27 protein-coding genes, 1 tRNA gene and 2 pseudogenes are annotated in these 24,764 nt (G+C 70.7%); 20 read left to right on the forward strand and 10 right to left on the reverse strand.

The window, feature by feature from the left end:
• Nucleotides 1-58: 58 nt before the first annotated feature.
• The 3 genes and pseudogenes from hppD (at nt 59) to AB0F62_RS16655 (ending at nt 3,069) form a co-directional block, all read left to right on the forward strand.
• Entirely contained in the window at nt 59-1,204 is a 1,146-nt protein-coding gene (gene hppD / locus AB0F62_RS16645) for a 4-hydroxyphenylpyruvate dioxygenase (RefSeq protein WP_361798462.1), read from the forward strand.
• 151 nt (nt 1,205-1,355) lie between these two features.
• Nucleotides 1,356-1,510, forward strand: a pseudogene (locus tag AB0F62_RS16650) (4-hydroxyphenylpyruvate dioxygenase); the annotation flags it as partial.
• Between the two features lie 191 nt (nt 1,511-1,701).
• The gene (locus AB0F62_RS16655; RefSeq protein ID WP_361798465.1) at nt 1,702-3,069 is read left to right on the forward strand and encodes an FAD-linked oxidase C-terminal domain-containing protein; all 1,368 of its coding nucleotides are present in this window, start codon (nt 1,702-1,704) and stop codon (nt 3,067-3,069) included.
• 61 nt (nt 3,070-3,130) lie between these two features.
• Here the strand turns inward: AB0F62_RS16655 and AB0F62_RS16660 are convergent, their stop codons facing one another.
• On the reverse strand, nt 3,131-3,616 hold the full coding sequence (locus AB0F62_RS16660; protein ID WP_361798468.1) for an SsgA family sporulation/cell division regulator: 486 nt from the start codon (nt 3,614-3,616) through the stop codon (nt 3,131-3,133).
• A gap of 458 nt (nt 3,617-4,074) precedes the next feature.
• Here AB0F62_RS16660 and AB0F62_RS16665 point away from each other — a divergent pair, with 458 nt between their 5' ends.
• The 3 genes from AB0F62_RS16665 to AB0F62_RS16675 all read left to right on the forward strand — a co-directional run bounded on the left by AB0F62_RS16665 (nt 4,075) and on the right by AB0F62_RS16675 (nt 6,802).
• Entirely contained in the window at nt 4,075-5,340 is a 1,266-nt protein-coding gene (locus AB0F62_RS16665; protein ID WP_361798471.1) for an RDD family protein, read from the forward strand.
• 56 nt (nt 5,341-5,396) lie between these two features.
• Nucleotides 5,397-6,065, forward strand: a complete 669-nt coding sequence (locus AB0F62_RS16670) for an RDD family protein (protein WP_361798473.1) — start codon at nt 5,397-5,399, stop codon at nt 6,063-6,065.
• A gap of 80 nt (nt 6,066-6,145) precedes the next feature.
• Nucleotides 6,146-6,802 carry an RDD family protein gene (locus AB0F62_RS16675; RefSeq protein ID WP_361798476.1) on the forward strand — a complete coding sequence of 219 codons (657 nt, stop codon included), beginning with the start codon at nt 6,146-6,148 and terminating at the stop codon, nt 6,800-6,802.
• 79 nt (nt 6,803-6,881) lie between these two features.
• Here the strand turns inward: AB0F62_RS16675 and AB0F62_RS16680 are convergent, their stop codons facing one another.
• Nucleotides 6,882-7,163 (reverse strand): hypothetical protein, encoded by a 282-nt coding sequence (locus tag AB0F62_RS16680; RefSeq protein ID WP_361798479.1) that lies wholly within the window; start codon nt 7,161-7,163, stop codon nt 6,882-6,884.
• A gap of 354 nt (nt 7,164-7,517) precedes the next feature.
• Between AB0F62_RS16680 and AB0F62_RS16685 the strand changes: the two genes are divergently transcribed.
• Together AB0F62_RS16685 and AB0F62_RS16690 are read left to right on the forward strand one after the other, a co-directional pair.
• Nucleotides 7,518-9,836 carry an immune inhibitor A domain-containing protein gene (locus tag AB0F62_RS16685; protein ID WP_361798482.1) on the forward strand — a complete coding sequence of 773 codons (2,319 nt, stop codon included), beginning with the start codon at nt 7,518-7,520 and terminating at the stop codon, nt 9,834-9,836.
• Between the two features lie 75 nt (nt 9,837-9,911).
• The gene (locus AB0F62_RS16690; protein ID WP_361798485.1) at nt 9,912-10,229 is read left to right on the forward strand and encodes a hypothetical protein; all 318 of its coding nucleotides are present in this window, start codon (nt 9,912-9,914) and stop codon (nt 10,227-10,229) included.
• 34 nt (nt 10,230-10,263) lie between these two features.
• Here AB0F62_RS16690 and AB0F62_RS16695 read toward each other — a convergent pair whose 3' ends face one another.
• Nucleotides 10,264-10,860 (reverse strand): isochorismatase family protein, encoded by a 597-nt coding sequence (locus AB0F62_RS16695; RefSeq protein WP_361798488.1) that lies wholly within the window; start codon nt 10,858-10,860, stop codon nt 10,264-10,266.
• Between the two features lie 72 nt (nt 10,861-10,932).
• Entirely contained in the window at nt 10,933-12,267 is a 1,335-nt protein-coding gene (locus AB0F62_RS16700; protein WP_361798491.1) for a nicotinate phosphoribosyltransferase, read from the reverse strand.
• A gap of 83 nt (nt 12,268-12,350) precedes the next feature.
• Between AB0F62_RS16700 and clpS the strand changes: the two genes are divergently transcribed.
• The 8 genes from clpS to AB0F62_RS16740 all read left to right on the forward strand — a co-directional run bounded on the left by clpS (nt 12,351) and on the right by AB0F62_RS16740 (nt 17,985).
• On the forward strand, nt 12,351-12,662 hold the full coding sequence (gene clpS / locus AB0F62_RS16705; protein ID WP_361798494.1) for an ATP-dependent Clp protease adapter ClpS: 312 nt from the start codon (nt 12,351-12,353) through the stop codon (nt 12,660-12,662).
• Nucleotides 12,663-12,737: 75 nt separating this feature from the next.
• Nucleotides 12,738-13,301 carry a DUF2017 domain-containing protein gene (locus tag AB0F62_RS16710; protein WP_361798497.1) on the forward strand — a complete coding sequence of 188 codons (564 nt, stop codon included), beginning with the start codon at nt 12,738-12,740 and terminating at the stop codon, nt 13,299-13,301.
• A 314-nt stretch (nt 13,302-13,615) separates the two neighbouring features.
• Nucleotides 13,616-15,052 (forward strand): amino acid permease, encoded by a 1,437-nt coding sequence (locus AB0F62_RS16715; RefSeq protein WP_361798500.1) that lies wholly within the window; start codon nt 13,616-13,618, stop codon nt 15,050-15,052.
• A 63-nt stretch (nt 15,053-15,115) separates the two neighbouring features.
• Nucleotides 15,116-15,541, forward strand: coding sequence for a M67 family metallopeptidase (locus tag AB0F62_RS16720; RefSeq protein WP_361798503.1), 426 nt, complete (start codon nt 15,116-15,118; stop codon nt 15,539-15,541).
• 66 nt (nt 15,542-15,607) lie between these two features.
• Nucleotides 15,608-15,712, forward strand: coding sequence for a putative leader peptide (locus AB0F62_RS16725; protein WP_361798506.1), 105 nt, complete (start codon nt 15,608-15,610; stop codon nt 15,710-15,712).
• A gap of 65 nt (nt 15,713-15,777) precedes the next feature.
• Entirely contained in the window at nt 15,778-16,056 is a 279-nt protein-coding gene (locus tag AB0F62_RS16730; protein WP_361798509.1) for a MoaD/ThiS family protein, read from the forward strand.
• Nucleotides 16,056-17,006, forward strand: coding sequence for a cysteine synthase (locus AB0F62_RS16735; protein ID WP_361798512.1), 951 nt, complete (start codon nt 16,056-16,058; stop codon nt 17,004-17,006). Before AB0F62_RS16730 ends, AB0F62_RS16735 begins: the two co-directional genes overlap by 1 nt.
• A 226-nt stretch (nt 17,007-17,232) precedes the next feature.
• The gene (locus AB0F62_RS16740) at nt 17,233-17,985 is read left to right on the forward strand and encodes an MBL fold metallo-hydrolase (RefSeq protein ID WP_361798514.1); all 753 of its coding nucleotides are present in this window, start codon (nt 17,233-17,235) and stop codon (nt 17,983-17,985) included.
• A gap of 68 nt (nt 17,986-18,053) precedes the next feature.
• Here AB0F62_RS16740 and AB0F62_RS16745 read toward each other — a convergent pair whose 3' ends face one another.
• Entirely contained in the window at nt 18,054-19,307 is a 1,254-nt protein-coding gene (locus AB0F62_RS16745; protein ID WP_361798517.1) for a PTS transporter subunit EIIC, read from the reverse strand.
• A 120-nt stretch (nt 19,308-19,427) separates the two neighbouring features.
• Nucleotides 19,428-20,756, reverse strand: coding sequence for a PTS transporter subunit EIIC (locus AB0F62_RS16750; protein ID WP_361798520.1), 1,329 nt, complete (start codon nt 20,754-20,756; stop codon nt 19,428-19,430).
• A 139-nt stretch (nt 20,757-20,895) separates the two neighbouring features.
• Between AB0F62_RS16750 and AB0F62_RS16755 the strand changes: the two genes are divergently transcribed.
• The 4 genes from AB0F62_RS16755 (at nt 20,896) to rdgB (ending at nt 23,082) form a co-directional block, all read left to right on the forward strand.
• Nucleotides 20,896-21,129 (forward strand): PTS glucose/sucrose transporter subunit IIB, encoded by a 234-nt coding sequence (locus AB0F62_RS16755; protein ID WP_018564026.1) that lies wholly within the window; start codon nt 20,896-20,898, stop codon nt 21,127-21,129.
• Nucleotides 21,130-21,259: 130 nt separating this feature from the next.
• Nucleotides 21,260-22,006: a ribonuclease PH gene (rph, locus tag AB0F62_RS16760; RefSeq protein WP_361798524.1), complete on the forward strand. Its 747-nt coding sequence runs from the start codon at nt 21,260-21,262 to the stop codon at nt 22,004-22,006.
• A gap of 56 nt (nt 22,007-22,062) precedes the next feature.
• Nucleotides 22,063-22,458: a hypothetical protein gene (locus AB0F62_RS16765; RefSeq protein ID WP_361798527.1), complete on the forward strand. Its 396-nt coding sequence runs from the start codon at nt 22,063-22,065 to the stop codon at nt 22,456-22,458.
• A gap of 15 nt (nt 22,459-22,473) precedes the next feature.
• Entirely contained in the window at nt 22,474-23,082 is a 609-nt protein-coding gene (rdgB, locus tag AB0F62_RS16770) for an RdgB/HAM1 family non-canonical purine NTP pyrophosphatase (protein ID WP_361798530.1), read from the forward strand.
• Between the two features lie 52 nt (nt 23,083-23,134).
• Here the strand turns inward: rdgB and AB0F62_RS16775 are convergent.
• From AB0F62_RS16775 to AB0F62_RS16790, 4 genes and pseudogenes are all read right to left on the reverse strand, one after another.
• A tRNA-Leu gene (locus tag AB0F62_RS16775) sits at nt 23,135-23,221 on the reverse strand.
• A 48-nt stretch (nt 23,222-23,269) separates the two neighbouring features.
• Nucleotides 23,270-23,938 (reverse strand): HNH endonuclease signature motif containing protein, encoded by a 669-nt coding sequence (locus AB0F62_RS16780; RefSeq protein ID WP_361798533.1) that lies wholly within the window; start codon nt 23,936-23,938, stop codon nt 23,270-23,272.
• A complete protein-coding gene (locus tag AB0F62_RS16785; protein WP_361798536.1) occupies nt 23,935-24,579 on the reverse strand; it encodes an HNH endonuclease signature motif containing protein in 645 nt (214 codons plus the stop codon). Before AB0F62_RS16785 ends, AB0F62_RS16780 begins: the two co-directional genes overlap by 4 nt.
• Nucleotides 24,554-24,764: pseudogene (locus AB0F62_RS16790) on the reverse strand (hypothetical protein); the annotation flags it as partial. The pseudogene AB0F62_RS16790 and the gene AB0F62_RS16785, both read right to left, overlap by 26 nt.

Genomic DNA, 24,764 nt, shown 5'->3' on the forward strand with positions numbered 1-24,764 from the left:
CTGTCCAGTCGTTCGGGAAACTATTGCGCACCTTGAGGTGCGGGGCGAGGCTGCTGCCATGACTGAGACCCTGGATCACACTTCCCCCACCCCCGGCGACGCCGACCCGTTCCCGGTCAAGGGAATGGACGCGGTCGTCTTCGCGGTGGGCAACGCCAAGCAGGCGGCCCACTACTACTCGACGGCGTTCGGCATGAAGCGCGTCGCCTACTCCGGACCGGAGAACGGCAGCCGCGAGACCGCGTCCTACGTGCTGGAGTCCGGGGGCGCCCGCTTCGTCTTCACCTCGGTGGTCAAGGCCGTCACCGACCACGGCCGTTTCCTCGAGGAGCACGTCGCCGCCCACGGCGACGGCGTGGTGGACCTGGCGCTGGAGGTGCCCGACGTCCGCGCCGCCTACGACTACGCCCTCGCGCACGGCGCCACCGGCCTGGAGGAGCCGCACGAGGTCGGCGACGAGTACGGCACGGTCGTCCTGGCCGCCATCGCCACCTACGGCCAGACCCGCCACACCCTGGTCGAGCGCGGCGCCTACAAGGGCCCGTACCTGCCCGGTTACGTCGCCGCCGACCCGATCGTCGAGCCGCCGGCCAAGCGCTACTTCCAGGCGATCGACCACTGCGTCGGCAACGTCGAGCTCGGCAGGATGAACGACTGGGTGACCTTCTACAACCGCGTCATGGGCTTCACCAACATGAAGGAGTTCGTCGGCGACGACATCGCCACCGAGTACTCGGCCCTGATGTCGAAGGTCGTCGCGGACGGCACGCTGAAGGTCAAGTTCCCCATCAACGAGCCCGCGATCGCCAAGAAGAAGTCCCAGATCGACGAGTACCTGGAGTTCTACGGCGGCCCGGGCGTCCAGCACATCGCCCTCGCCACCAACGACATCGTCGCCTCGGTCCGCGCCATGCGCGCCGCGGGCGTCGAGTTCCTGGACACCCCCGACTCCTACTACGACACCCTGGGCGAGTGGGTCGGCGACACCCGTGTGCCGATCGACACGCTGCGGGAGCTGAAGATCCTGGCGGACCGGGACGAGGACGGCTACCTGCTGCAGATCTTCACCAAGCCCGTCCAGGACCGTCCGACGGTCTTCTTCGAGATGATCGAGCGGCACGGCTCGATGGGCTTCGGCAAGGGCAACTTCAAGGCGCTCTTCGAGGCGATCGAGCGCGAGCAGGAGCGCCGCGGCAACCTGTAGCCGCTCCCTCCCGCGTCGGCGCCCCCTCGGGCCAGGGCCGAGGGGGCGCCGACGCGATCCCGCGCGGCGGCCTCCGCGGAGCGCGCCGCCGCCGACGCCGGGGCGGCCCCTCGCGGCTGCGAGCCGCGAACCGGGCACCGCGGCAGGGTCGTTGGAGATCCGGGCAGATCGTGACGAGACGGTCGCCCGCCGCGGATCTTCACCAAGCCTGTCCAGGATCACCCGGCCGTCTTCGTCGAATTGATCGAACGGCACGGTTCGATGGAGACCGGCAAAGGGCATGACAAAGGCCTCATCGAGGCGATCGCGCCGCGAGCACCACGGCGGCCCGCGACCGCCCCTCGCCGCAGACTCCGGCGCCGGACCGTGCCCCCGCGGGGGAGGGCGTGGTCCGGTGCCGGTTCGCCGTCGGCGGACACCCGGAGGCCCGGCGACACCCGCGATCCGCGCGGTGACGTGATCTTCCCCGGGCGGCCGCGCGGTGCGAAGCTGGACGCATGGGCGATCTCATCGACCGGCTGCGCGCCGGACTCCCCGACGAGGCGATCCTCGCCGACCCCGATGTCACGGCCTCGTACGCGAACGACATGGCCAGCTTCTGCCCGTCCGGGGCGCCCGCGGTGGTCGTCCTGCCGCGCACCGTGGAGCAGGTCCAGCACGTCATGCGGACCGCCACCGCGCTGCGGGTGCCGGTCGTGCCCCAGGGAGCCCGCACCGGCCTGTCGGGCGCCGCCAACGCCTCCGACGGCTGCATCGTGCTCTCCCTCACCAGGATGGACCGCATCCTGGAGATCGACCCCGTCGACCGCGTCGCCGTCGTCGAACCGGGCGTCGTCAACGCCGCGCTGTCCCGGGCCGTCGCCGAACGCGGCCTGTACTACCCGCCGGACCCCTCCAGTTGGGAGCAGTGCACCATCGGCGGCAACATCGGCACCGGCTCCGGCGGCCTGTGCTGCGTGAAGTACGGGGTCACCGCCGAGTACGTGCTCGGCCTGGAGGTCGTCCTCGCCGACGGGCGGCTGCTGCGCACCGGACGGCGCACCGCCAAGGGCGTCGCCGGCTACGACCTGACCCGGCTGTTCGTCGGCTCCGAGGGCAGCCTCGGCGTCGTCGTACGGGCCGTGCTGGCCCTCAAGCCCGCGCCGCCCGCCCAATTGGCCCTGGTGGCCGAGTTCCCCTCCGCCGAGGCGGCCTGCGCGGCCGTCTGCGACATCATGGCCGGCGGCCATGTGCCCTCACTGCTGGAGCTGATGGACGGCACGACGGTGCGAGCCGTCAACGACATGACCAGCATGGGGCTGCCCGAGTCGACCGAGGCCCTGCTGCTGGCCGCCTTCGACACCCGTGAACCGGCCGCCGACCTGGCCGCGCTGGGGGAGCTGTGCACCGCCGCCGGGGCCACACAGGTGGTGCCCGCCGAGGACGCGGCGGAGTCCGAGATGCTGCTCCAGGCCCGCCGGATGGCACTGCCCGCGCTGGAGCGGGTCTCCACGGCCACGATGATCGACGACGTGTGCGTGCCGCGCGGCAGGCTCGCGGCGATGCTCGACGGGGTCGCGGCGATCGCCCGCAAGCACGATCTGACGATCGGGGTGTGCGCACACGCCGGGGACGGCAACACCCACCCCGTGGTGTGCTTCGACGCCGCCGATCCCGAGGAGTCGGGACGGGCCCGCGAGTCGTTCGACGAGATCATGGCGCTCGGCCTGGAACTGGGCGGCACGATCACCGGGGAGCACGGCGTGGGAGTCCTGAAGAAGGAGTGGCTGGCGCGCGAACTCGGCCCGGTGGGCGTGGAGATGCAGCGCGGCGTCAAGGCCGTCTTCGACCCGCTCGGCATCCTCAACCCGGGCAAGGTCTTCTGAGCCCGCCGGCACCGGCCGTGCCGCCCGCACCGGCCGCCCGAGGGCCGGCGCCGGCGGCGCCTCACGCGTCCGGCGACTCGTCGGCCCCCGGCCACGGGTCGCGCGGACGGCGGTCGTCCCGCGCGGGCTCGCCGGCGGCCGGCGCCAGCAGCTCGTCCAGCCGCTCGTCCATGGCGAGATGGTCCAGCTCGGTCCCCGGCGGGACCGCCCGCAGGCTGCGCTCCAGCCAGGCCGCCACCGGATGCGAGGACGCCTCCAGCAGCGCGGTGCCGTCCGGCGAGCTGAGGGCCATGCAGATCACGCTGCGCCCGTCCGTCTTCGTCGGCCAGATCCGCACGTCCCCGTGCCCGCTCGGCCGGAACACCCCCTCGACCAGCAGCTCCCGGGCGAAGGTCCAGCTGACGGGGGAGTCCGAGCCGATGTGGAAGGTGATGTGCACGGCGAAGGGGTCCTCCGACCGGTAGGCCAGTTTGGCCGGGACGGCGACGCTGCGCTCGGGCGACAGCACCAGGTGCATCTCCAGCTCGCGTTCCACCACGGTCTGCATCTGGTCGTCCTTTCCTCGGCGCGAAGGCCCCTGGCGGTGCTGCGCGGCGGGTGCTGCGCGGGGCCCGCACCGGGAGAGAGCGCATACGGTCTTCACCATTACGCGGGTTTCGGCGATCGGGAGGATTTTTCCCGAACGCCCGGCACTCACGGAATGGATGGGGTACACACGGAACGTCGCCGTCCGCCCCGCCTGGGGTGCGTCCGGTCGTGCGACGGCTCTCCCGTTCCCCGCCCCCGCCGCGCCCACGGCTCCGCGGCGCGCACGTCCCCGTCCGTCCGAGGCGGTGTCAGTTCGGAAGCGTATCGGTTCGGTCGCCGGGATTTGCCCCGTAATGCCGATCCTCGCCCATGGATCGTTTCTTTCGTCCGCTCCCCGCGTTCTTCGTTAGTGTCCTCCTTGCACGCCGGAGACGGCGGGCTGGTCGAGCGTGTCGGTCGTGAGGGGAGTTGTCACGGATGACCTCCGGTAGCAGCGACGGGAGCCTGCCCGGTCCCGGGTATTACCCGGACCCGTCCATCCCGGGCTACATCCGGTACTGGAACGGGTCCTCGTGGGTGCCCGGTACGAGCCGCCCCGCCCCGCAGTCCGGGGAGGACCTCGCGCCGCCCTCCGGTGCGGCCGTGGCCGCGGCCGGTCCCGCGCTGGCGCCGCCGCCCGCGCCCGCGGCCCCCGAGCTGCCGCAGGCGGCGGCGACGCCGTGGACCCCCGCGCTCGACGAGTCCGGGCCGATGTTCCTGGACGAGGACCCGCGGGCGCCGCGGGCCGAACGCGGGCCCGAGACGCTCACCGGGCGGCAGGTGCAGCAGCAGCCGCAGCCGCAGCAGGAGTCCCGGCCGGAGCGGGCCTGGGCCGCCGACCCGGCCCGGCAGGACCCCTCGCCCCGGGTGTCATGGGGCGCCCCCGAACGCGGGGAGCAGCCCGCGGTGCCCGTCCGGGCCCAGGCACCCGCACCGGCCCAGGCCCAGGCCCCGGTTCCCACGCCGACGCAGACCGCCGGCCCCACCCCCGGCCCCGCGCGGAGCGCCGCCCCCGCCCCGGCGCCCGCGCCGGCCCGGACCGCGGCGGCGTCCGCGCCCACCGAGAGCGCCGCGCCCGACCGGCAGCCCGCTCCCGTCCCCTGGGCGCAGCAGGTGCACGATCTCGCGCGCCAGGTCCCGGCGCAGGGCGGGGAACCGGCCGCCCCGGCGCCGTGGCGGCCGGTGGCGAACGACCCGTTCGCCTCCGCGCAGGAGCAGGCGCGGCCGGCGTCGCCGGGGAAGCGCCTGGTGGCCCGGCTGATCGACTCCGTGGTGGTCGGCGCGGTCGTCGCGGCCGCCGCGGTGCCGCTGGGGACGGCGGCGTACGAGCACCTGCGCGACAAGGTGGACGCCGCGCGGCTGAGCGGCGAGGAGGTCACGGTCTGGCTGATCGACGGCACGACGGGCGTGCAACTCGGCATCATCGCCGCCGTCGCGCTCGTCACCGGACTGCTCTACGAGGTACTGCCCACCGCCAAGTGGGGCCGCACGCTGGGCAAGAAACTGCTGGGCCTGCGCGTGCTGGACATCGAGAGCCAGTACGAGCCGGGCTTCGGGCAGGCGCTGCGCCGCTGGCTCACCCACACGGTGCTGGACGTGCTCGTCATCGGCTTCCTCGGGCTGCTCTGGTGTCTCTTCGACCGGCCCTGGCGGCAGTGCTGGCACGACAAGGCGGCACGTACCTTCGTGGCCCGCGAGCGCTGACACCCGAACGGCCCCCGCCGGAGGCGCGGCCGAATCGTCCGGGTTTCACTCGGGGCATGAGCACCGATCAGCCCGAGGACCCGTTCGCCAAGCCGCCCCGGGAGCCGTCCGAGCCTGCGCAGCCCCCGCCTGGGCAGCCTCCGCCCGGGCAGCAGCCGTACCAGCCGCCCCCGTACCAGCCCCCGCCCGGCGGTGGCTCGCCCTACGACCAGCCGCCCCCTCCGGGTTACGGCGGCGGGCCCTACGCGGGCGGCGACCCCTACGGCGGCGCGGCCGAGCCCGATCCCCTCGCGGGGATGCCCCCGCTGGCGAACCGGGGGCGCAGGCTGGTCGCGCGCATCGTCGACGGCCTGATCATCGGCATCCCGGTCTTCGGCGTCACCACGGCGATCTGGGGAGTGGACGCCACCATCGGCGAGTCGTTCGCCCAAGGCGTGATCTACGCCGTGATCTACCTGGCCTACCAGGTGTTCATGCTCCCCCGGTACGGGCAGAGCCTCGGCAAGAAGCTGCTCAAGGTGCGGGTCGGCATGCTGGCCGACGGTGCCAATCCGTCGAACGCGGCGGCGCTCAAGCGGGAGTCGGTCTACTCGCTGGTGCCGATCATCCCTTGCTGCGGCGAGATCTTCTGGATCATCGAAGTGCTCTGGTGCACGTGGGACAAGCCGTTCCGTCAGTGCCTGCACGACAAAGCGGGGCAAACCGTGGTGGTTTCGGTGGAGTAAGGCACGCTGTGGGCTGATCGTCGCAGTGCCGTGACCAACTGCGTCTATGCGTTGTCAGGCCCGGCTGATTTACTCACTCCATGAGTTCGAATCAACCGCCCGGCTACGGTTACCCGCAGGGCGGCTCGGGGGGCCAGGACCCGTACGGACAGAATCCGTACGGACAGCAGCCGCACCCCCAGGGCCAGAACCCTTACGAGCAGCAGCCGTTCCCGCAGCAGCAGCAGCCCTACGCCTATCCGCAGCAGGGGCCCGGCTACGGCCAGATGCCCATGGACCCGGCCCTGGCGGGCATGCCCCCGCTGGCCGGCAGCGGCCAGCGCTTCGTCGCCCGGCTCATCGACGGGGCGATCTTCCTCGTCCTCGCGTTCGTCCTGTTCGCGGCCTTCGGCGCGTCGTTCACCGACCCCGACGACCTGGGCAAGGTCGCCGTGGTGTCGCTCCTCGTCGGCATCGCCAGCTTCCTCTACGAAGCGCTGATGCTGAAGTCCAGCGGCCAGACCATCGGCAAGAAGGTCATGAAAATCCGCGTGGCGCGGCTCGCCGACGGCGCCGTCCCCGGCAACGCGGCCTGGGCCCGCGCCGGTACGTACGCGGGTGCGAGCGTCGTCGGCAACGTGATCCCCTGCGTGGGCTTCGTTGTGCCGCTGCTCAACGCCCTCTGGCACCTGTGGGACAAGCCGTACCGCCAGTGCTGGCACGACAAGGCGGCCAAGACCGTCGTCGTCAAGGTCTGACGCGCGCATCGAACACCAAGGCCCCGGAGCCTGCGCTCCGGGGCCTTCGGCGTATCGCGGGTGTGCGGTGCCCGGCGCCTCAGCGCCTCAGCGAGTGCTCGCCCAACCGGGTTTCGGCGGTGCCGCGGACGCGGGGCCGGGGGACCGGGTGCCGCTCGACGGGGAATTCGCGCTTGGTGCGGCGGGCGCCGGCCGGGATCGCCGCCGTCACGGCGACCAGGACGCCGAGCACCAGTCCCGCGAAGGCGATGACCGCCACCGCGATGCCCGATCGCGCCTCGGAGAGCAGCAGCATCGCGAGGGTGGAGAGCACCACGGTCGCGGAACCGTAGGTCAGCTGGGCGGGAGTGGGACGTGGCATGGCTGATCCGTCCTCGTATACGTCGATGGTGGCGGAGCGTCGGCCAGGGCGGTCTTCCGGGCGGTTCGGACGTGGCACGCCAACCACCGACCCTACGTTGCGGGATGCCCGTGCGGAACGCCTGGTAAGCGTGACCTAACCCACGGTACGGAAGCACGGGGGGCGCACGGGGTCGCATCGCGTTCTTCCCCCGGCCAATTGCCTTGTGCCGAACTGGGCTTGTACCGCCCGATGTGTCCGCTATCTGCAACGGCGCGGTCGCTCACCGTACTTGTCGGTCATGGTCAAGTCAAGATCTGTCTTTTCACGCGTCACTCCGGTGCAATGGCTTCACCCTAGGGAGGTCAATACATCGTGATAAGCCAACGACGGACCATCAGATCCGCCGCTCTGGCCGTGGCGATCGCCGCAATAGGCGCCACCGCTTTTCCCGTCGCGGCAGCCCAGGCCGACTCTCAGGCCCGTGTCGTGCGCCATGACCCGGCGAAGGCGGAGCGCGTCGAGCATGATCTGAAGGGCCCGCTGAGCGAGCGTCAGTCCGCGCAGCGCCAGCAGGCGATCGAGCAGGTCATCTCCGGCAAGTCCAAGGTCGAGGACCGCGGTGCCTCGGACGTGGTGAAGCTCGGCAAGAACAAGTACGTCGAGCTCGCGCGCGAGAAGACCGACAAGATCTTCGTGATCCTGGCCGAGTTCGGCACCAAGGTCGACCCCGAGTACGGCGGCACGACCGGCCCCGCGCACAACCAGATAGCCAAGCCCGACCGCCGCACGGACAACAGCACGGCGTGGCAGGCGGACTACAACAAGCAGCACTTCCAGGACCTGTACTTCTCCAAGGCCTCCGGCAAGGAGTCGATGGCGAAGTACTACGAGAAGCAGTCCTCCGGCCGCTACTCCGTCGCCGGCGAGGTCGCCGACTGGGTCAAGGTCGACTGGAACGAGGCCCGGTACGGCAGCAACAAGTGCGACACCTGCACCTGGAACCTCGTCGCCGACGCGGTGAACAAGTGGGTCGCCGCGCGCAAGGCCGCCGGTGACTCCGCCGCCACGATCAAGGCGAAGCTGGCCGAGTACGACCAGTGGGACCGTTACGACTACGACGGCGACGGCAACTTCAACGAGTCCGACGGCTACATCGACCACTTCCAGATCGTGCACGCCGGTGAGGACGAGTCCGCCGGCGGCGGCGCCCAGGGCGAGGACGCGATCTGGGCCCACCGGTGGTACGCCTACGGCACCGACATCGGTGCCACCGGCCCGGAGGGCAACCTGCTCGGCGGCACCCAGATCGGCGACACGGGCGTCTGGGTCGGCGACTACACCGTCCAGCCGGAGAACGGCGGCCTCGGCGTCTTCGCCCACGAGTACGGCCACGACCTCGGTCTGCCGGACCACTACGACACCACCAACACCGCCGAGAACTCCACGGGCTTCTGGACGCTGATGTCGTCCGGTTCCTGGCTCGGTGAGGGCAAGGACACCATCGGTGACCTGCCCGGCGACATGACCGCCTGGGACAAGCTGCAGCTCGGCTGGCTGAACTACGCCACCGCCAAGGCCGGCAAGATCTCGTCCACCACCCTCGGTGTCGCGGAGTACAACACCGCGAAGAAGCAGGGCCTGGTCGTCACGCTCCCCAAGAAGACCGTGACCACCCAGCTGGCGACCCCGGCCGAGGGCACCAGGCAGTGGTGGAGCGGCAAGGGCAACGACCTGAGCAACACCCTCACCCGTGACGTCGACCTGACCGGGAAGAGCTCGGCGAGCCTGTCCCTCAAGGCCTGGTACGACATCGAGCGCAGCTACGACTACCTCTACACCGAGGTGTCCACCGACGGCGGCTCCACCTGGACCGCGCTCGACGGCACCATCGGCGGCGCCCCGCTCCCGCGCGACGCCAGCGACAAGCCGGCCCTGACCGGCAGCGCGACGTCCTACCAGGACATGGTGCTCCCGCTGGACGCCTACGCGGGCCAGTCGGTCAAGCTCCGCTTCCGCTACCAGTCCGACGGCGGCGTGGCCCTGAAGGGCTTCCTCGCCGACGCGATCACCGTGACCGCCGACGGCGCGACCGTGCTGAGCGACGGCGCCGAGTCCGGTGACAACGGCTGGACCGCGAAGGGCTTCTCGACCAAGGGCTCCACGTTCTCCGAGGACTACGCGCAGTACTACATCGCGGAGAACCGGCAGTACGTCTCGTACGACAAGACCCTGAAGGTCGGCCCCTACAACTTCGGCTGGGCCAGCACCAAGGACAACTGGGTCGAGCACTACGCGTACCAGAACGGCCTGCTGATCTGGCTGTGGGACACCTCGCAGGACGACAACAACGTCAGCGAGCACGCCGGTTCCGGCAAGATCCTCCCGATCGACGCCCACCCCAAGGCGCTGAAGTGGTCGGACGGCACGGTCATGCGCAACCGCGTGCAGTCCTACGACTCCACGTTCACCCGGGCCCGCACCGACGCGATCACCCTGCACAAGAACGGTGTCGCCACCAAGGTCGCGAGCCAGCCGGGGGTCCCGGTCTTCGACGACAAGAACTCCTACTGGTCGTCGGCGAACCCCACCGGCAGCGTGAAGGTCTCCCCGACCAACACGCGCATCACGATCCTTCACGAGGCCAGGGACGGCAGCACCGTCACGGTGCTGGTCGGCCCCTCCAAGAAGTGATCACGCACCACCCGAAGTGACCTGATCGGCCCCCGTCCCCTGGTGGACGGGGGCCGATCCGCTCACCATGTCCGTATGGCCAGCGGCGGTTTCACCAGGCTCCCGAGCGGCGACGTCGTCGTGGCGCTGCGGTTGCCCTGGCCCGGCGGGGCCCCGGACGAGCACATAAGGGTGCTCGTGGTCGCGGTCAACCGCCAGCGTGCGCTGACCCGCCTGCGCAACCTGGGGTTCCGCACCGTCCGTCTGGTCGGCAACATGGAGCCCCCCACGGCCGACGAGATCAACGCCGTCCTCCACCATCCCGACGGCCTGGTCTGGCGCCGCATCCCCGCCCCGCCCGCCGCCGCCTGGCAGTCCATCGCGGCGCTGCTGGGGCCGACGGTCCGCCGCTGAGCGTCCGCCGGGTCCCCACCGCGGGCCGCGGCCGTCAGTCCCGGCCGCCGACCACCGGCTTCCCGGACACCTCGGCGCCGGCCGCGCGCAGTTCCCGTATCGCCCGCTCGGTCGTCTCCGCCATCACCCCTGCCGTCAGGTCCAGCAGGACCCGGGTGCGGAAGCCCTCGCGCACGGCGTCCAGCGCGGTCGCCCGTACGCAGTGGTCGGTGGCGATCCCGACGACGTCGACCTCCGCCACCCCGCGCTCGCGCAGCCACCGGGTCAGCCCGGTGCCGTTCTCGTCGGCGCCCTCGAAGCCGCTGTAGGCGCCCGAGTAGGCGCCCTTGTCGAAGACCGCCTCGACCGCGCCCGAGGCGACCGCCGGCGCGAAGTTGGGGTGGAAACCGACGCCCTCGGTGCCGGCCACGCAGTGCACCGGCCAGGTGTGGACGTAGTCGGGGCGTTCGGAGAAGTGGTCTCCGGGGGAGACGTGGTGGTCGCGGGTGGCCACGACGTGCCGGTAGCCGGCCGTGGCGTCCCCGATGAGGTCGGTGATGGCTGCGGCGACCTCGGCGCCGCCGGCGACCGCCAGGCTGCCGCCCTCGCAGAAGTCGTTCTGCACGTCCACGACGATCAGTGCGCGGTGCATGGTGGTCGGTCCTTTCCCCTCGCTGTCGCTTCTCGACTGTAATGAGCCGGGGCCCTGCCGCGGCAGGGCGGGTCAGTGCGTGATGTACTCCGTCGGCAGCACCGGCTCGCCGCGCGACAGCTGGGTCGCGGACAGCGGCAGCGCGGCGCGCGCCTCGATGTGCCGGGTGCGCGCGGCGTCGAGCGGCTCCCGGTGCACGGTCTCGCCGCCCAGCACCAGCGGCACCAGCAGCTGCCGGTCCGCCAGCGGTCCGGGGACGGGGCCGGTGCCGATCACCTCGGCCTCGGCGACCCCGTCGGCGTCCAGCCGGCGGGCCGCCCACTTGCGCCCGCCGATGCTGGTCTTGCCGCCCATCGACTTCTTGGCGACCGGCACCAGCGGCGCCTCCGGGTCGTCGGAGGCCGCGCGGGCCACCAGCTTGTACACCATCGAGCAGGTCGGATGCCCGCTGCCGGTCACCAGCGAGGTGCCGACCCCGTAGGCGTCGACCGGTGCCGCGGCCAGCGAGGCGATCGCGTACTCGTCCAGGTCCGAGGTGACCACGATCCGGGTGTTCTTCGCCCCGAGGTCGTCGAGCTGCTGCCGCACCCGGTGCGCGAGCAGCAGCAGGTCGCCGGAGTCGATGCGCACCGCCCCGAGCTCGGGCCCGGCGATCTCCACGGCAGCCCGCACGGCGGTGGCCACGTCGAAGGTGTCGACCAGCAAGGTGGTGCCCCGGCCGAGCGACTCCACCTGGGCGGTGAAGGCGTCCCGCTCGTCGTCGTGGAGCAGGGTGAAGGCGTGCGCGCTGGTGCCGATGGTCGGCAGGCCGTAGCGGAACCCGGCGGCCAGGTTGCTGGAGGAGGCGAAGCCTCCGACGTAGGCGGCACGCGAGGCCGCCACCGCCGCCAGCTCGTGGGTGCGGCGGGCGCCCATCTCCATCAGCGGCCGGCCGGCGGCGGCCACGGCCATCCGGGACGCGGCGGCGGCGATCGCCGAGTCGTGGTTGAGGATCGACAGCACGACCGTCTCCAGCACCACCGCCTCGGCGAAGGTGCCCTCCACCCGCAGGATCGGCGAGCCGGGGAAGTACACCTCGCCCTCGAGATACCCCAGGACGTCGCCGCGGAAGCGGTAGCCGGCCAGCCATTCCAGGGTGGGCGCGTCCACGACCCGCTCCCGTTCCAGGAAGCCGAGGACGGCGTCGTCGAAGCGGAAGTTCTCCACGGCGTCCAGCACCCGTCCGGTGCCGCCCACCACCCCGTACCTGCGCCCCTCGGGCAGCCGCCGGGTGAACACCTCGAACACCGAACGCCGGTGGGCGGCGCCGCTGCGCAGCGCGGCCTGCAGCATCGTCAGCTCGTACCGGTCGGTGAACAGCGCGGTGGAGGGGACCGTGACGGGCAGCCCCAGGTCTGCAGTGCTCATGCCGAGGATGCTACCCCCAAATCTCGTCAGAGTGACGATTTCTCGGGAGGCCGGTTTCGCTGTCGGCAGGGTGTGGTGACAGCATGGGTCTCGTGAGTGTCGCCCCCGCAGAGATCGAACGGACCGAGTCGACCGAGGCCCCTTTCGAGGTGCCGTCCCCGGACGTTCCCTGGGTGACCCTCGTCCACAACGACCCGGTCAATCTGATGAGCTACGTGACCTACGTCTTCCAGGCCTACTTCGGCTACCCGAAGGACAAGGCCACCAAGCTCATGCTCGACGTGCACCACAAGGGCCGGGCCGCGGTGTCCAGCGGCTCGCGCGAGGAGATGGAGCGCGACGTGCAGGCGATGCACGGCTACGGGCTGTGGGCCACCCTGACGCAGGACCGCTGAGCCCGCGGGACGGGATCGCCGAGACCACCCAGACCACCGAGACCACCGAGCCCCTGAGGGACGGCTGATACTGACATGCCCGGGTACTTCGAGACCGCTGCCGGAGGCGGCGCCGCCGTCGCCCTCGACGAGGTCGAGATCTCCATCCTGCGCAGCCTGGCCGTACAGCTCCTTGAGCTGATCGGCCCCGCAGACGCCGACGGGGCCGAACCGGCCGACCCGTTCGCCGAACTGTTCGCGGAGGGCCCCACCGAGCCCCCGCAGGACCCGGCGCTCGCCCGGCTCTTCCCCGACGCCTACGAGGAGAAGGCGGACTCCTCGGAGTTCCGCCGCTACACCGAGAACGACCTGCGCACCCGCAAGCGCGGCGACGCGCTCGCCGTCGTCCGCAGCCTCGACGCCCTGACCGCCGGCGGCGACGGGGGAGCGGTGCTCACCCTCGACGCGGAGCAGGCGCGCCGGTGGCTCGGCACCCTCAACGACCTGCGGCTGACCATGGGGACCCGGCTGGAGATCACCGAGGACGAGGACAACGAGCTCTACCGCCTGCCGGACTCCGATCCGCGCAAGCCGCTCGTCATGGCCTACCTCTGGCTCGGGGCACTCCAGGAGAGCCTCGTCGAGACCCTCATGCCCTGATCCGGGAGGCGTCCGGTCGCCGACGCGACGCTCAGAGGACGCTCAATTCGGGATAACGATCACGTCACCCCACACGACCGCATTCCCGTTCGGCGCACCTTTTGTCCACTTCTTCCTGTGCGGTATGCCACATTTGCGCTGCGTGCCCGGCGCACACCCCGTGATACGAATCCTCGACCACCGGCCGTGACGCCACCCCTGTCGCGGTCGGTCGCGTGGCCGGCTGATCCCGGCGTGCACCTCCACCATCCGGGGGGACCGGAGCCCGGCCCCGGCCAGTACGGCCGGACGGGCATGGAGAAAGGCACAGCACCATGACCTCGACGCAGGTCGAGCAGTACGAATCGGGCGGCGGCGCCACGGGGACCGCGCCGGAGGAGGGCTACAAGCGCGGACTCGGCGCCCGCCAGGTCCAGATGATCGCCATCGGCGGCGCCATCGGCACCGGCCTGTTCTACGGGTCCAGCAAGGGCATCGCCGCCATCGGGCCCAGCCTCATCGCCTGCTACGCAGCCGCCGGCATCGTGATCTTCTTCATCATGCGGGCCCTCGGCGAGCTCCTCACCTACCGCCCCACCTCCGGCAGCTTCGCCGACTACGCCCGCGAGTTCTTCGGGCCGTTCGCCGGCTTCGCCACGGGCTGGTCGTACTGGGCCCTGTGGGTCACCGCCTGCATGTCCGAGGTCACCGTCGCGGGCGCCTACATCAACTTCTGGTGGCCGTCGATCCCGGTCTGGTCCACCGCCGCGGTCGCCCTCGTGGTGCTCTTCGTCGCCAACCTCGTCTCGGTCAAGATCTTCGGCGAGCTGGAGTTCTGGTTCTCCACGATCAAGGTCACCGCGATCGTCGCCATGATCGTCATCGGCGTCGGCATCCTGACCTTCGGCTTCTCCTCCGCCGGCGACACCGCGTCGGTCACCCACCTCTGGGCCGACGGCGGCTTCGCCCCCAGCGGCGCCTGGCAGGCCATGCTCGCCATGCAGGGCGTGATTTTCGCCTACCTCGGCGTCGAACTGGTCGGCACCACCGCCGGCGAGGCCGAGAACCCCAAGCAGACCCTGCGCAAGGCGATCAACACCCTCCCGGTCCGCATCGGCGTCTTCTACGTCGGCACGCTGATCATCCTGCTGTCGGTCTTCTCCTGGACCAAGTACACCCCGGGCGTCAGCCCCTTCGTCCAGGTGTTCGCCCAGGTCGGCATCCCCGGCGCGGCCGGGATCATGAACTTCGTGGTCCTCACCGCGGCCCTGTCCTCCTGCAACTCCGGCATCTACTCCACCGGCCGCATGCTGCGCGGCCTGGCCGTCAACGGCGAGGCGCCCAAGGCCGTGGCGAACCTCAGCAACCGGCAACTGCCGCTGCCCGCGCTCGTCATGTCCACCCTCGTCATGGGCATCGGAGTGATCGTCAACATCGTCTCCCCGGACAAGGCCTTCGTCTACATCACCTCGGTCGCCACCTGCGCCGGCCTGTGGACCTGGATCACGATCCTCGCCGCCCACCTGCGCTACCGCGCCAAGGTCCGCGCCGGGCTGCTGCCCGCCTCCGACTTCCGCATGCCCGGCGCCCCGGTCACCAACTGGATCGCCATCGTCGCGCTGCTCTTCGTCGTCGTCCTCATGGCGACCGACGCCGACACCCGCCTCGGGCTCTTCGTGTGGCTCGTCTGGTCGGCGCTGCTCGGCATCGGCTACCTCGTCGTCAAGCGGCGCGCCCGCGGCGAGTCCCCCCTGGCCGTCGCCCAGCAGTAGCCGCGCGTCCCACCAGACGGCCCCCGGACGGGATCCGGGGGCCGTCTGCCTATCCTGACGACCATGCTGACCCTCACCCGTGCCCTGCACGACGCACTCGTCGCCCACGCCCGCGCCGACCACCCCGACGAGGCCTGCGGCGTGATCGCCGGCCCCGCCGGCACCGACCGGCCCGAGCGGCACATCCCGATGCTCAACGCGGCCCGCTCGCCCACGTTCTACGAGTTCGACTCCACCGACCTGCTCAAGCTTTACCGGGAACTCGACGACCGCGACGAGGAGCCGGTGGTCATCTACCACTCGCACACCGCGACCGAGGCCTACCCGTCGCGCACCGACATCGGCTACGCCAACGAGCCCGGCGCCCACTACGTGCTGATCTCCACCGCCGACACCGACGACGCCGGGCCCTTCCAGTTCCGCTCGTACCGGATCGTGGACGGCGAGGTCACCGAAGAGCCCGTCGAGATCGTCGACCCCACCGTCTGAGACACCCGGGTCCGCATCATGGGACGACCTTCTCTGGGTCCCCGGGGGAATCGATACGATGAACCCATGGTTCCCCACGACGTGAGCGACAAGGCGCCGGGCACACTGCTCGTGGCGCGGCTGCACGTCGACCTGTGCCGCCTCGCCAGCGCGGCATGTCCGTGCGCCTGAGCACGTCCGCCCGCGCCATCCCCCCGCCTTACCCGCCGTCCTCACGCACCCACTGGAGCCGACGCATGGCCATCGAGGTCCGCATCCCGACCATCCTCCGCACCTACACCGACGGCGCCAAGGCCGTCGAAGGCAGCGGCAGCACCCTCGACGAACTCCTCGCCGACCTCGACACCCGCCACACCGGCATCCGCGAGCGCATCGTCGACGCGGGCGAACTGCGGCGCTTCGTCAACGTCTACCTCAACGACGAGGACGTCCGTTTCCTCGACGGCATCTCCACCAAGCTCACCGACGGCGACAGCGTGACGATCCTCCCCGCCGTCGCCGGTGGCATGCGCTGATGCGGTACGACAGCCCGCTGGCAGCCGTCGGCAACACCCCGCTGGTACGGCTGCCGCGCCTGTCCCCCTCCACCGAGGTCTCCGTCTGGGCCAAACTGGAGGACCGCAACCCCACCGGCTCCGTCAAGGACCGCCCGGCCCTGCACATGATCGAGCAGGCCGAACGCGCCGGACGGCTCACCCCCGGCTGCACGATCCTCGAGCCCACCTCCGGCAACACCGGCATCTCGCTCGCCATGGCCGCCAGGCTCAAGGGCTACCGCATGGTCTGCGTCATGCCCGAGAACACCTCCTCCGAGCGGCGCGAGCTGCTCGCGATGTGGGGCGCCGAGATCATCCCCTCCCCGTCCGCCGGCGGCTCCAACACCGCCGTCCGCGTCGCCAAGGAACTGGCCGCCGAGCACCCCGACTGGGTGATGCTGTACCAGTACGGCAACCCGGACAACGCCGGCGCCCACTACGCCGGCACCGGCCCCGAGATCCTCGCCGACCTGCCCACCGTCACCCACTTCGTCGCCGGCCTCGGCACCACCGGCACCCTCATGGGCGTCGGCCGCTACCTGCGCGAGAAGGTCCCCGGCGTGCAGATCGTCGCCGCCGAGCCCCGCTACGACGACCTCGTCTACGGACTGCGCAACCTCGACGAGGGCTTCATCCCCGAGCTCTACGACGAGTCCGTCCTCACCACCCGCTTCTCCGTCGGCTCCGAGGACGCCGTCCGCCGCACCCGCGAACTGCTGCGGCAGGAGGGCATCTTCGCCGGCGTCTCCACCGGAGCCGCCCTGCACGCCGCCCTCGGCGTGGCCCGCAAGGCCGAACGCGCCGGAGAACGCGCCGACATCGTGTTCGTGGTCGCCGACGGCGGCTGGAAGTACCTGTCGACCGGCATCTACACCGCCGAGTCCACCGAGGCGGCCGTCGCCGCCCTGCACGGCCAGCTCTGGGCCTGACCGCCCCCGCGGCGCCCCCGTCCCGGCGGAGTTCCGGCGACGAGGGCGCCGTACTGGTGATTCCGCCCACAACGGGGCTCCGCAGAGGAGCACGCGCACGCCGTGCGCCTTACGCTCAAGAGCACATGGCGGGTCGCTCCCGCCCCTCCCCCCTCCCCCTGCGGAGCGGGGGCGTCGTGGCGCGCCAACGCAAGACCCCCGGAACAATCCACGGAGGTTTCTGCACATGAAGCTCACCGTCGTCGGCTGCTCGGGGTCGTTCCCGTCCGCGGAATCGGCCTGCTCGAGCTACCTCATCGAGGCCGACGGCTTCCGGCTGCTTCTCGACATGGGCAACGGCGCCCTCGGCGAGCTGCAGCGCCACTGCGGTCTGTACGACCTCGACGCGATCCTGCTGAGCCATCTGCACGCCGACCACTGCATCGACATGTGCGCGTACTTCGTCGCGCGCTACTACCGCCACGAGGGCGGCCCCGCCCACGCCATCCCGGTCTACGGCCCCGCGGGCACCGAGCGGCGGCTGGCCAGCGCGTACGGCGACATGCCCGACGAGAAGTGCATGAGCGAGGTCTTCGACTTCCGCACCCTCGAACCCGGCACCTTCCGGCTCGGCCCCTTCAGCATCACCGCGGACGTCGTCAGCCACCCCGTGGAGGCGTACGGCTTCCGTGTCGAGCACGGCGGACGCGCCCTCACCTATTCGGGTGACACCGGGCCCTGCGACGCGCTGCTGACGCTCACCGAGGGCACCGACCTCTTCCTGTGCGAGGCCTCCTTCACGCACGGCAAGGAGGACATCCCCGGGCTGCACCTGAACGGCCGCGAGGCCGGCGAGTACGCGGACCGCGCCGGGGCCGGCCGGCTCCTGCTCACCCACATCCCGCCGTGGACCGACCCGCGCATCAACCTCGAGCACGCCCGCGAGGTCTACGACGGCCCGGTCGAGGTGGCGAAGGCGGGCGCGGTCTACGAGATCTGACCGCCCCGCCCCGCCCCGAACGGCACGAAGCCCCCGGAACCCTGCGGTTCCGGGGGCTTCGCGTCGAGCTACGCCTTGGTGAGGTCCTCGATCTCCTCGTCGGGCTCGCGGCCCGGGGTGGGGAGGTTGAACCTGGTGATCGCGAAGCGGAAGACCACGTAGTAGATCGCGGCGAACACCAGGCCGATGGGGATGATCAGCCAGGGCTTCGTGTCGAGCCGCCAGTAGAGGGCGTAGTCGATCAGGCCGGCCGAGAAGTTGAAGCCCGCGTGCACGCCCAGCGCCCAGGTGACGGCCAGGGACACGGCAGTCAGGACCGCGTGCACCACGTACAGCAGCGGGGCGACGAACATGAACGAGAACTCGATCGGCTCGGTGACACCCGTGACGAAGGAGGTCAGCGCGAGCGAGGTCATCATGCCCAGTACGGCCTTGCGGCGCTCGGGGCGGGCGGAGTGCGCGATCGCCAGGGCCGCCGCCGGGAGGGCGAACATCATGATGGGGAAGAAGCCCGACATATACATGCCGGCGCTGGGGTCGCCTGCGAGGAACCTGCCGTAGTCGCCGTGCGCGACCTGGCCGGCGGCGTCGGTGAAGTCACCCAGCTGGAACCAGGCCACCGTGTTGACGAACTGGTGCATGCCGATCGGGATCAGCGCGCGGTTGACCAGGCCGAACAGACCCGCGCCGGTCGCGCCGAGGCCTGTCATCCACTCGCCGAAGTTGCCGATGCCCTCGCCGATGGGCTCCCAGACCAGGCCGAAGAAGACGCCGACGACAATGCCGACGAACGCCATGATGATCGGCACCAGGCGGCGGCCGTTGAAGAAGCCGAGCCAGTCCACCAGTTTGGTGCGGTGGTACCGCTGCCACAGGACGGCGGACAGCAGGCCCATGATGATGCCGCCGAGTACGCCGGGATTGTTGTAGGTCGCGGCTATGTCCGCGCCCTTCTGGACCTTGGCCTCGGTGACCGGGAAGGCTTCCAGCACCTTGCTGTAGACCAGGAATCCGACGACGGCCGCCAGCGCCGTCGAGCCGTCCGCCTTCTTGGCGAAGCCGATGGCCACGCCCACGCAGAAGAGCAGCGGCAGCGCGCCGGTGAGGGCACCGCCCGCCTTGTCGAAGACCAGGGCGACCTTGTCCCAGCCGAGCCCCTCGGCGCCGAAGACGTCGGGCTGGCCCAGCCGGACCATGAGGCCCGCCGCCGGCAGCACGGCGATCGGCAGCTGCAGGCTGCGGCCGATCTTCTGCAGGCCCTGGAAAAGGCCGGAGCCCCGCTTCTTCGCTGCGGGGGCCGCCGATGCGGTGGCGGTTGTCATGAGGGGTCCTCCTGGTCTAAACCACCGAGTGGTGTAGACCAGTATTAACATGTAAGCAACGCATCAAGGAAAGCTTCGCCGCCTGTGGTCTAGACCACACTCCCGAGCGTGGCGCCCCCGTTACGCCTTGGTGTTGTCCCGCGCCATCTCCTCCGCGACCTCCTCCGGCTCGCGCCCCGGCGTCGCCAGATCGAACCTGGTGATCACGAAGCGGAAGAGCGCGTAGTACACCGCCGCGAAGGCCAGCCCGATCGGGACGATCAGCCAGGGCCTGGTCGCCAGGTGCCAATTGATGACGTAGTCGATCAGCCCCGCCGAGAACGAGAAGCCGTCGTGCACGCCCAGCGCCCACGTCACCGCCATCGAGACCCCGGTGAGCACCGCGTGCACCGCGTACAGCGCCGGCGCGATGAACATGAACGAATACTCGATCGGCTCGGTGATGCCCGTCACGAACGAGGTCAGCGCCACCGACAGCATCAGCCCCCCGACCTCCTTGCGACGGCTCGGGCGGGCGCAGTGCGTGATCGCCAGTGCGGCGGCGGGCAGCGCGAACATCATGATCGGGAAGAAGCCCGAGGTGAACTGCCCCGCCGTCGGGTCACCCGCCAGGAAACGCGTGACGTCGCCGTGCACCACGGTGCCGTCCGGCGTGGTGAAACTGCCGAACTGGAACCACACGAAGACATTGAGGAACTGGTGCAGCCCCACCGTCAGCAGCGCCCGGTTCGCCACGCCGAAGATCCCCGACCCGTACGAGCCCAGATCCGTCAGCCACTGGCTGAAGGAGGTCAGACCGCCGCCGATCGGCGGCCAGACCCACACCGACAGCACCGCGAAGACGATCGCGACGAACGCCATGATGATCGGCACCAGCCGGCGGCCGTTGAAGAAGCCGAGCCAGTCCACCAGCCTGGTGCGGTGGTACCGCTGCCAGAAGAAGGCGGTCAGCAGCCCGATCACGATGCCGCCGAAGACCCCCGGATTCTGGTACGCCGCCGGAACCGCCTGCGACGGCGTCCCCGGCGGGACGCACGCCCCGCTGATCATGCTCGCCTGCACGAAGACCGCCCCCTTCGGGCAGTCCTGCGGGAACTGGTGCAGCACCCCGTAGTAGACGAGGAAACCCGCCACCGCCGCCAGCGCCGTCGAGCCGTCCGACTTCTTCGCCATCCCGATCGCGACACCCACCGCGAACAGCAGCGGCAGCCCCAGCGAGCCGTCCAGCAGCGCCCCGCCCGCGCCGTCGAAGACCCTCGCCACGTTGTCCCAGCCGAGGCCCTTCGGGCCGAAGACGTCGTCCTGGCCCAGCCGGTTCAAGATGCCCGCCGCCGGCAGCACCGCGATGGGCAGCTGCAGACTGCGCCCCATCTTCTGCAGCCCCTGGAACAGGACGCCGCTCCACTTCCGGCTCGGACGCGGAGCGGCTGCGGCGGCGTCCGAACCCATGGGACTACCTCCCGGCAGGTAATGTGGTGTAGACCAGTTGCGGCACGGCTGCGCCCCTCATGCATCCCCGCAAAAGCGGTCCCACACTGCATTACCGTGTGAAATCGGACCGAACGGCCGAGACCAACCAGGAGTACAGATGGCCAGCAAGGCAGAGAAGATCGTCGCCGGGCTCGGCGGACTCGACAACATCGAAGAAGTCGAGGGCTGCATCACCCGACTCCGCACCGAGGTCAAGGACGCCTCGCTCGTCGACGAGGCCGCGCTCAAGGCCGCCGGAGCACACGGCGTCGTCAAGATGGGCACCGCGATCCAGGTCGTCATCGGCACCGACGCCGACCCCATCGCCGCCGACATCGAGGACATGATGTGACCCGGCGCTGACCGCCGGCCACCCGCGCCCCGCGCACGCCCCACCCGCGGCTCACCCGCCGCTCACCCGCAAGGGGCCCGTTCCCCCACCGGCACGGGCCCCCGGCAGCCGTACGACTAGGCTCGACGCCATGTCTCGTATCGACGGCCGCACCCCCGAAGAGCTCCGCCCCGTCACCATCCAGCGCGGCTGGAGCAAGCACGCCGAAGGATCCGTCCTGGTCTCCTTCGGCGACACCAAGGTCCTCTGCACCGCCTCCGTCACCGAGGGCGTACCCCGCTGGCGCAAGGGCAGCGGCGAAGGCTGGGTCACCGCCGAATACGCCATGCTCCCCCGCGCCACCAACACCCGCGGCGACCGCGAATCCGTCCGCGGCAAGATCGGCGGACGCACCCACGAGATCTCCCGCCTCATCGGCCGCTCCCTGCGCGCCGTCATCGACTACAAGGCGCTCGGCGAGAACACCGTCGTCCTCGACTGCGACGTCCTCCAGGCCGACGGCGGCACCCGCACCGCCGCCATCACCGGCGCCTACGTCGCCCTCGCCGACGCCGTCAACTGGATGCACGCCCGCAAACTCGTCCGCGCCAAGGCCCAGCCGCTCACCGACACCGTCAGCGCCGTCAGCGTCGGCATCATCGACGGCGTCCCCATGCTCGACCTCCGCTACGAGGAGGACGTCCGCGCCGAGACCGACATGAACGTCGTCTGCACCGGCGACGGCCGCTTCGTCGAGGTCCAGGGCACCGCCGAGGGCCAGCCCTTCGACCGCAAGGAACTCAACAGCCTCCTCGACCTCGCCGTCGCCGGCTGCGCCGAACTCCACGCCCTGCAGCGCGCCGCCCTCGCCGACCTCGAACAGATCGCCAAGAGCTGACAAAGAACGCGTCTGGGAAACGGAACTCGGAGACGGCGCGGTGCGTGATTAAAGGTATGCACCCACGCACCCGCCGCCTCGCAGCCCTCGCCGCCGCAGCCGCCCTCGGCGCCACCGCCCTCATCGGCTGCAGCGCCGTCGACGCCGTCGACAAGGCCCTCGACTGCGCCAACGTCGCCGCGCAGGTCGCCACCGACGTCCAGAACCTGCAGGACGCGGTGAACAACGCGGGCAACAGCCCCCAGGACGCCGCCAACGCCCTCGACCAGATCGCCGACGACCTCGCCGACCTCGGCGACAAGACCGGCAACGCCGACGTCAACACCGCGGTCAACGACCTCCAGAAGGCCGTCGAGAACGCACAGAAGGCCGCCGAGAACGGCGACGTACCCGACATCACCCCCGTCGCCGACGCCGCCTCCGAACTCTCCAAGGTCTGCACCCCCGGCTGACGGGATAATCGGACCATGCCGCACACCCGCCTGGTCCTCGCCACCCGCAACGCCCACAAGGTCGCCGAACTCCACGCCATCCTGGCCGACGCCGGGCTCGGCGTGGAGCTCGTCGGCGCCGACGCCTACCCCGAGATTCCCGACGTCCGCGAGACCGGCGTCACCTTCGCCGAGAACGCCCTCCTCAAGGCCCACGCCCTCGCCCAGGCCACCGGCCTCCCCGCCGTCGCCGACGACTCCGGCCTCTGCGTCGACGTCCTCGGCGGCGCCCCCGGCATCTTCTCCGCCCGCTGGGCCGGCAAGCACGGCGACGACCGCGCCAACCTCGAACTGCTCCTCGCCCAGCTCTCCGACATCGACACCCCCCACCGCGCCGCCCACTTCATGTGCGCCGCCGCCCTCGCCCTCCCCGACGGCACCGAACGCGTCGTCGAGGGCCGCCTCCTCGGCACACTGCGCTTCGAGCCCCACGGCACCAACGGCTTCGGCTACGACCCGATCCTCCAGCCGCTGGGGGAGTCCCGTACGTGCGCCGAACTCACGGCGGAGGAGAAGAACGCCATCAGCCACCGCGGCCAGGCCTTCCGGGCCCTGGTCCCGGTGGTGCGGGAACTGGTGGGGTGAGTGCCTAAGGTCGTGGCCTGCGCATCCAATCCTTGGATTCGCAGGCCACGAATGGTGCGGCGGAAGGGATTCGAACCCTCAAGCCCGATCAAGGGCCACAGATCCTAAGTCTGCTGCGTCGCCACTGCGCCACCGCCGCTAGCCGCCACCCATGGTAACGGGTGGCGGCTGCGGGATCGCATACGGTTTACCGGCTCGGTGTGCGTCTGCCTCCTCGGCACCATGTGTCGGTGACGGCATGGCAGTTCGGGCAGAGCAGACGCAGGTTCTCCGCCCGGTCGTCCAGCCGGTCGCCGTTGATGTGATCCACTTCCAGCGTCATGGGCCTGCCGTGCCAGCTGTCGCCGGTGCCGCACTGGGCGCACCGGGAGGGCGTGCCGATCTCCGCGAGGGCCCTCCGCAGCAGTACGGCTTTGGTGCGGTAGCCGTCGGTACGGGCGACGAGGATGTCGGCCGCGGGCTTCCTGGCGTTGGGTCCGTTCCTGTTGCCGTGCGCCTGTCCGAGGAAGTGGTCGGTGCCGAGTCCGTCCGCGGCCAGCCAAGCGCGCAGTTGTGCGCGGGTGCGGGTGTTGTCGGGCCTGCCGAGCCGGCGGAGGGTCTCGGCCACGGAGACGGAATGCGCCACTGCCGCGTGGAGTTCCTCGGGCGTGGGGCGAGGGCGCTTGCGGCCTCTGCCGGAAGAGGGGCTGCGGAAATGGGAGATGTCGATGCCGAAATCACCGAACCGCTTCTCCAGGTAGCGGTGCAGCTTTCCGTAGGGGCTCCTGCCGAGGAACGCCACGACCTCCTTCATGGAGTGGCATCGTGCCGCTGCCGCCTCGAGCAGCTCGCGGGTGTACGGCGTCCCGGCGCTCACTGAGCCACACTCCGGTGGCGCCGTTTCCCCCGGCCCCGGTAGGTGTCCGTCGTCGCATGGCAGTTGGGACACAGCAGGCGGAGGTTGGCCAGACGGTTGTCCCGCCAGTTCCCGTCGAGGTGGTCGACCTCCAAGGGCAGTGGACGGCCGCACCAGACGGGCTCGGTTCCGCAGAGCGCGCAGCGCTCGGCCACACCCTTGGCCAGCATCGCGCGCTTGAGCCGGTCACTGTGCACACGGCGGGCGGCGTCCGCTTCCTGCCTGACCAGGATCTCGTCGTGCGACCGCCGACCCGTGCCACGTGGCCTCGTGACGAAATGCGAGGTGTCGATGCCGAATCCGCGGACGCGGCGGCTGATGTGCGTGTGCTGGCCTCCGACAGGCTCCACTCCCAGATGGCGCAGCACCTCGTACATGTTGGCCGATGCGGCGACTGCTTCGGCGAGGAGGTGACGTGTCCAACGACCGCCTTCCCGTTCGAAGTGCGATGTGTCCACGCTCAGACGTCTCATCCGCTCCCGCAGGTAGCTCCTGGTCGGGCTCTTCGGATCCAGCCCGAGTCTCGTCATCGCCTCGGTGAGCGTCCGCGAGGACGCCGCCGCCTCGGCGAGGAGTTCACGGGTGTAGGGGCTTGCGGGCACTGATGTCCCCCCATGCGATCGTGTGTTGCACTTTCGCACGTTTTAACGACCCACTTGTACGACGGTTACGCCGACCGGGATACGTCGGGGCGCTGCGCTTGACCGAGCCGACCGGGGTGGAGACCTCGACCCCCACCTTGACCTGGCCCTTGCCCTTCGCCGAGGTGCCCCCGTAGCCGATGGTC

This window comes from Streptomyces sp. NPDC026673 (assembly GCF_040638135.1).
Classification (GTDB): Bacteria; Actinomycetota; Actinomycetes; order Streptomycetales; family Streptomycetaceae; genus Actinacidiphila.

Bases quoted from the DNA above. Each gene is read 5' to 3' on its own strand.
- hppD (WP_361798462.1), top strand. From the start codon at position 59: ATGACTGAGACCCTGGATCACACTTCCCCCACCCCCGGCGACGCCGAC.
- AB0F62_RS16655 (WP_361798465.1), top strand. From the start codon at position 1,702: ATGGGCGATCTCATCGACCGGCTGCGCGCCGGACTCCCCGACGAGGCG.
- AB0F62_RS16660 (WP_361798468.1), bottom strand. From the start codon at position 3,616: ATGCAGACCGTGGTGGAACGCGAGCTGGAGATGCACCTGGTGCTGTCG.
- AB0F62_RS16665 (WP_361798471.1), top strand. From the start codon at position 4,075: ATGACCTCCGGTAGCAGCGACGGGAGCCTGCCCGGTCCCGGGTATTAC.
- AB0F62_RS16670 (WP_361798473.1), top strand. From the start codon at position 5,397: ATGAGCACCGATCAGCCCGAGGACCCGTTCGCCAAGCCGCCCCGGGAG.
- AB0F62_RS16675 (WP_361798476.1), top strand. From the start codon at position 6,146: ATGAGTTCGAATCAACCGCCCGGCTACGGTTACCCGCAGGGCGGCTCG.
- AB0F62_RS16680 (WP_361798479.1), bottom strand. From the start codon at position 7,163: ATGCCACGTCCCACTCCCGCCCAGCTGACCTACGGTTCCGCGACCGTG.
- AB0F62_RS16690 (WP_361798485.1), top strand. From the start codon at position 9,912: ATGGCCAGCGGCGGTTTCACCAGGCTCCCGAGCGGCGACGTCGTCGTG.
- AB0F62_RS16695 (WP_361798488.1), bottom strand. From the start codon at position 10,860: ATGCACCGCGCACTGATCGTCGTGGACGTGCAGAACGACTTCTGCGAG.
- AB0F62_RS16700 (WP_361798491.1), bottom strand. From the start codon at position 12,267: ATGAGCACTGCAGACCTGGGGCTGCCCGTCACGGTCCCCTCCACCGCG.
- clpS (WP_361798494.1), top strand. From the start codon at position 12,351: ATGGGTCTCGTGAGTGTCGCCCCCGCAGAGATCGAACGGACCGAGTCG.
- AB0F62_RS16710 (WP_361798497.1), top strand. From the start codon at position 12,738: ATGCCCGGGTACTTCGAGACCGCTGCCGGAGGCGGCGCCGCCGTCGCC.
- AB0F62_RS16715 (WP_361798500.1), top strand. From the start codon at position 13,616: ATGACCTCGACGCAGGTCGAGCAGTACGAATCGGGCGGCGGCGCCACG.
- AB0F62_RS16720 (WP_361798503.1), top strand. From the start codon at position 15,116: ATGCTGACCCTCACCCGTGCCCTGCACGACGCACTCGTCGCCCACGCC.
- AB0F62_RS16725 (WP_361798506.1), top strand. From the start codon at position 15,608: ATGGTTCCCCACGACGTGAGCGACAAGGCGCCGGGCACACTGCTCGTG.
- AB0F62_RS16730 (WP_361798509.1), top strand. From the start codon at position 15,778: ATGGCCATCGAGGTCCGCATCCCGACCATCCTCCGCACCTACACCGAC.
- AB0F62_RS16735 (WP_361798512.1), top strand. From the start codon at position 16,056: ATGCGGTACGACAGCCCGCTGGCAGCCGTCGGCAACACCCCGCTGGTA.
- AB0F62_RS16740 (WP_361798514.1), top strand. From the start codon at position 17,233: ATGAAGCTCACCGTCGTCGGCTGCTCGGGGTCGTTCCCGTCCGCGGAA.
- AB0F62_RS16745 (WP_361798517.1), bottom strand. From the start codon at position 19,307: ATGACAACCGCCACCGCATCGGCGGCCCCCGCAGCGAAGAAGCGGGGC.
- AB0F62_RS16750 (WP_361798520.1), bottom strand. From the start codon at position 20,756: ATGGGTTCGGACGCCGCCGCAGCCGCTCCGCGTCCGAGCCGGAAGTGG.
- AB0F62_RS16755 (WP_018564026.1), top strand. From the start codon at position 20,896: ATGGCCAGCAAGGCAGAGAAGATCGTCGCCGGGCTCGGCGGACTCGAC.
- rph (WP_361798524.1), top strand. From the start codon at position 21,260: ATGTCTCGTATCGACGGCCGCACCCCCGAAGAGCTCCGCCCCGTCACC.
- AB0F62_RS16765 (WP_361798527.1), top strand. From the start codon at position 22,063: ATGCACCCACGCACCCGCCGCCTCGCAGCCCTCGCCGCCGCAGCCGCC.
- rdgB (WP_361798530.1), top strand. From the start codon at position 22,474: ATGCCGCACACCCGCCTGGTCCTCGCCACCCGCAACGCCCACAAGGTC.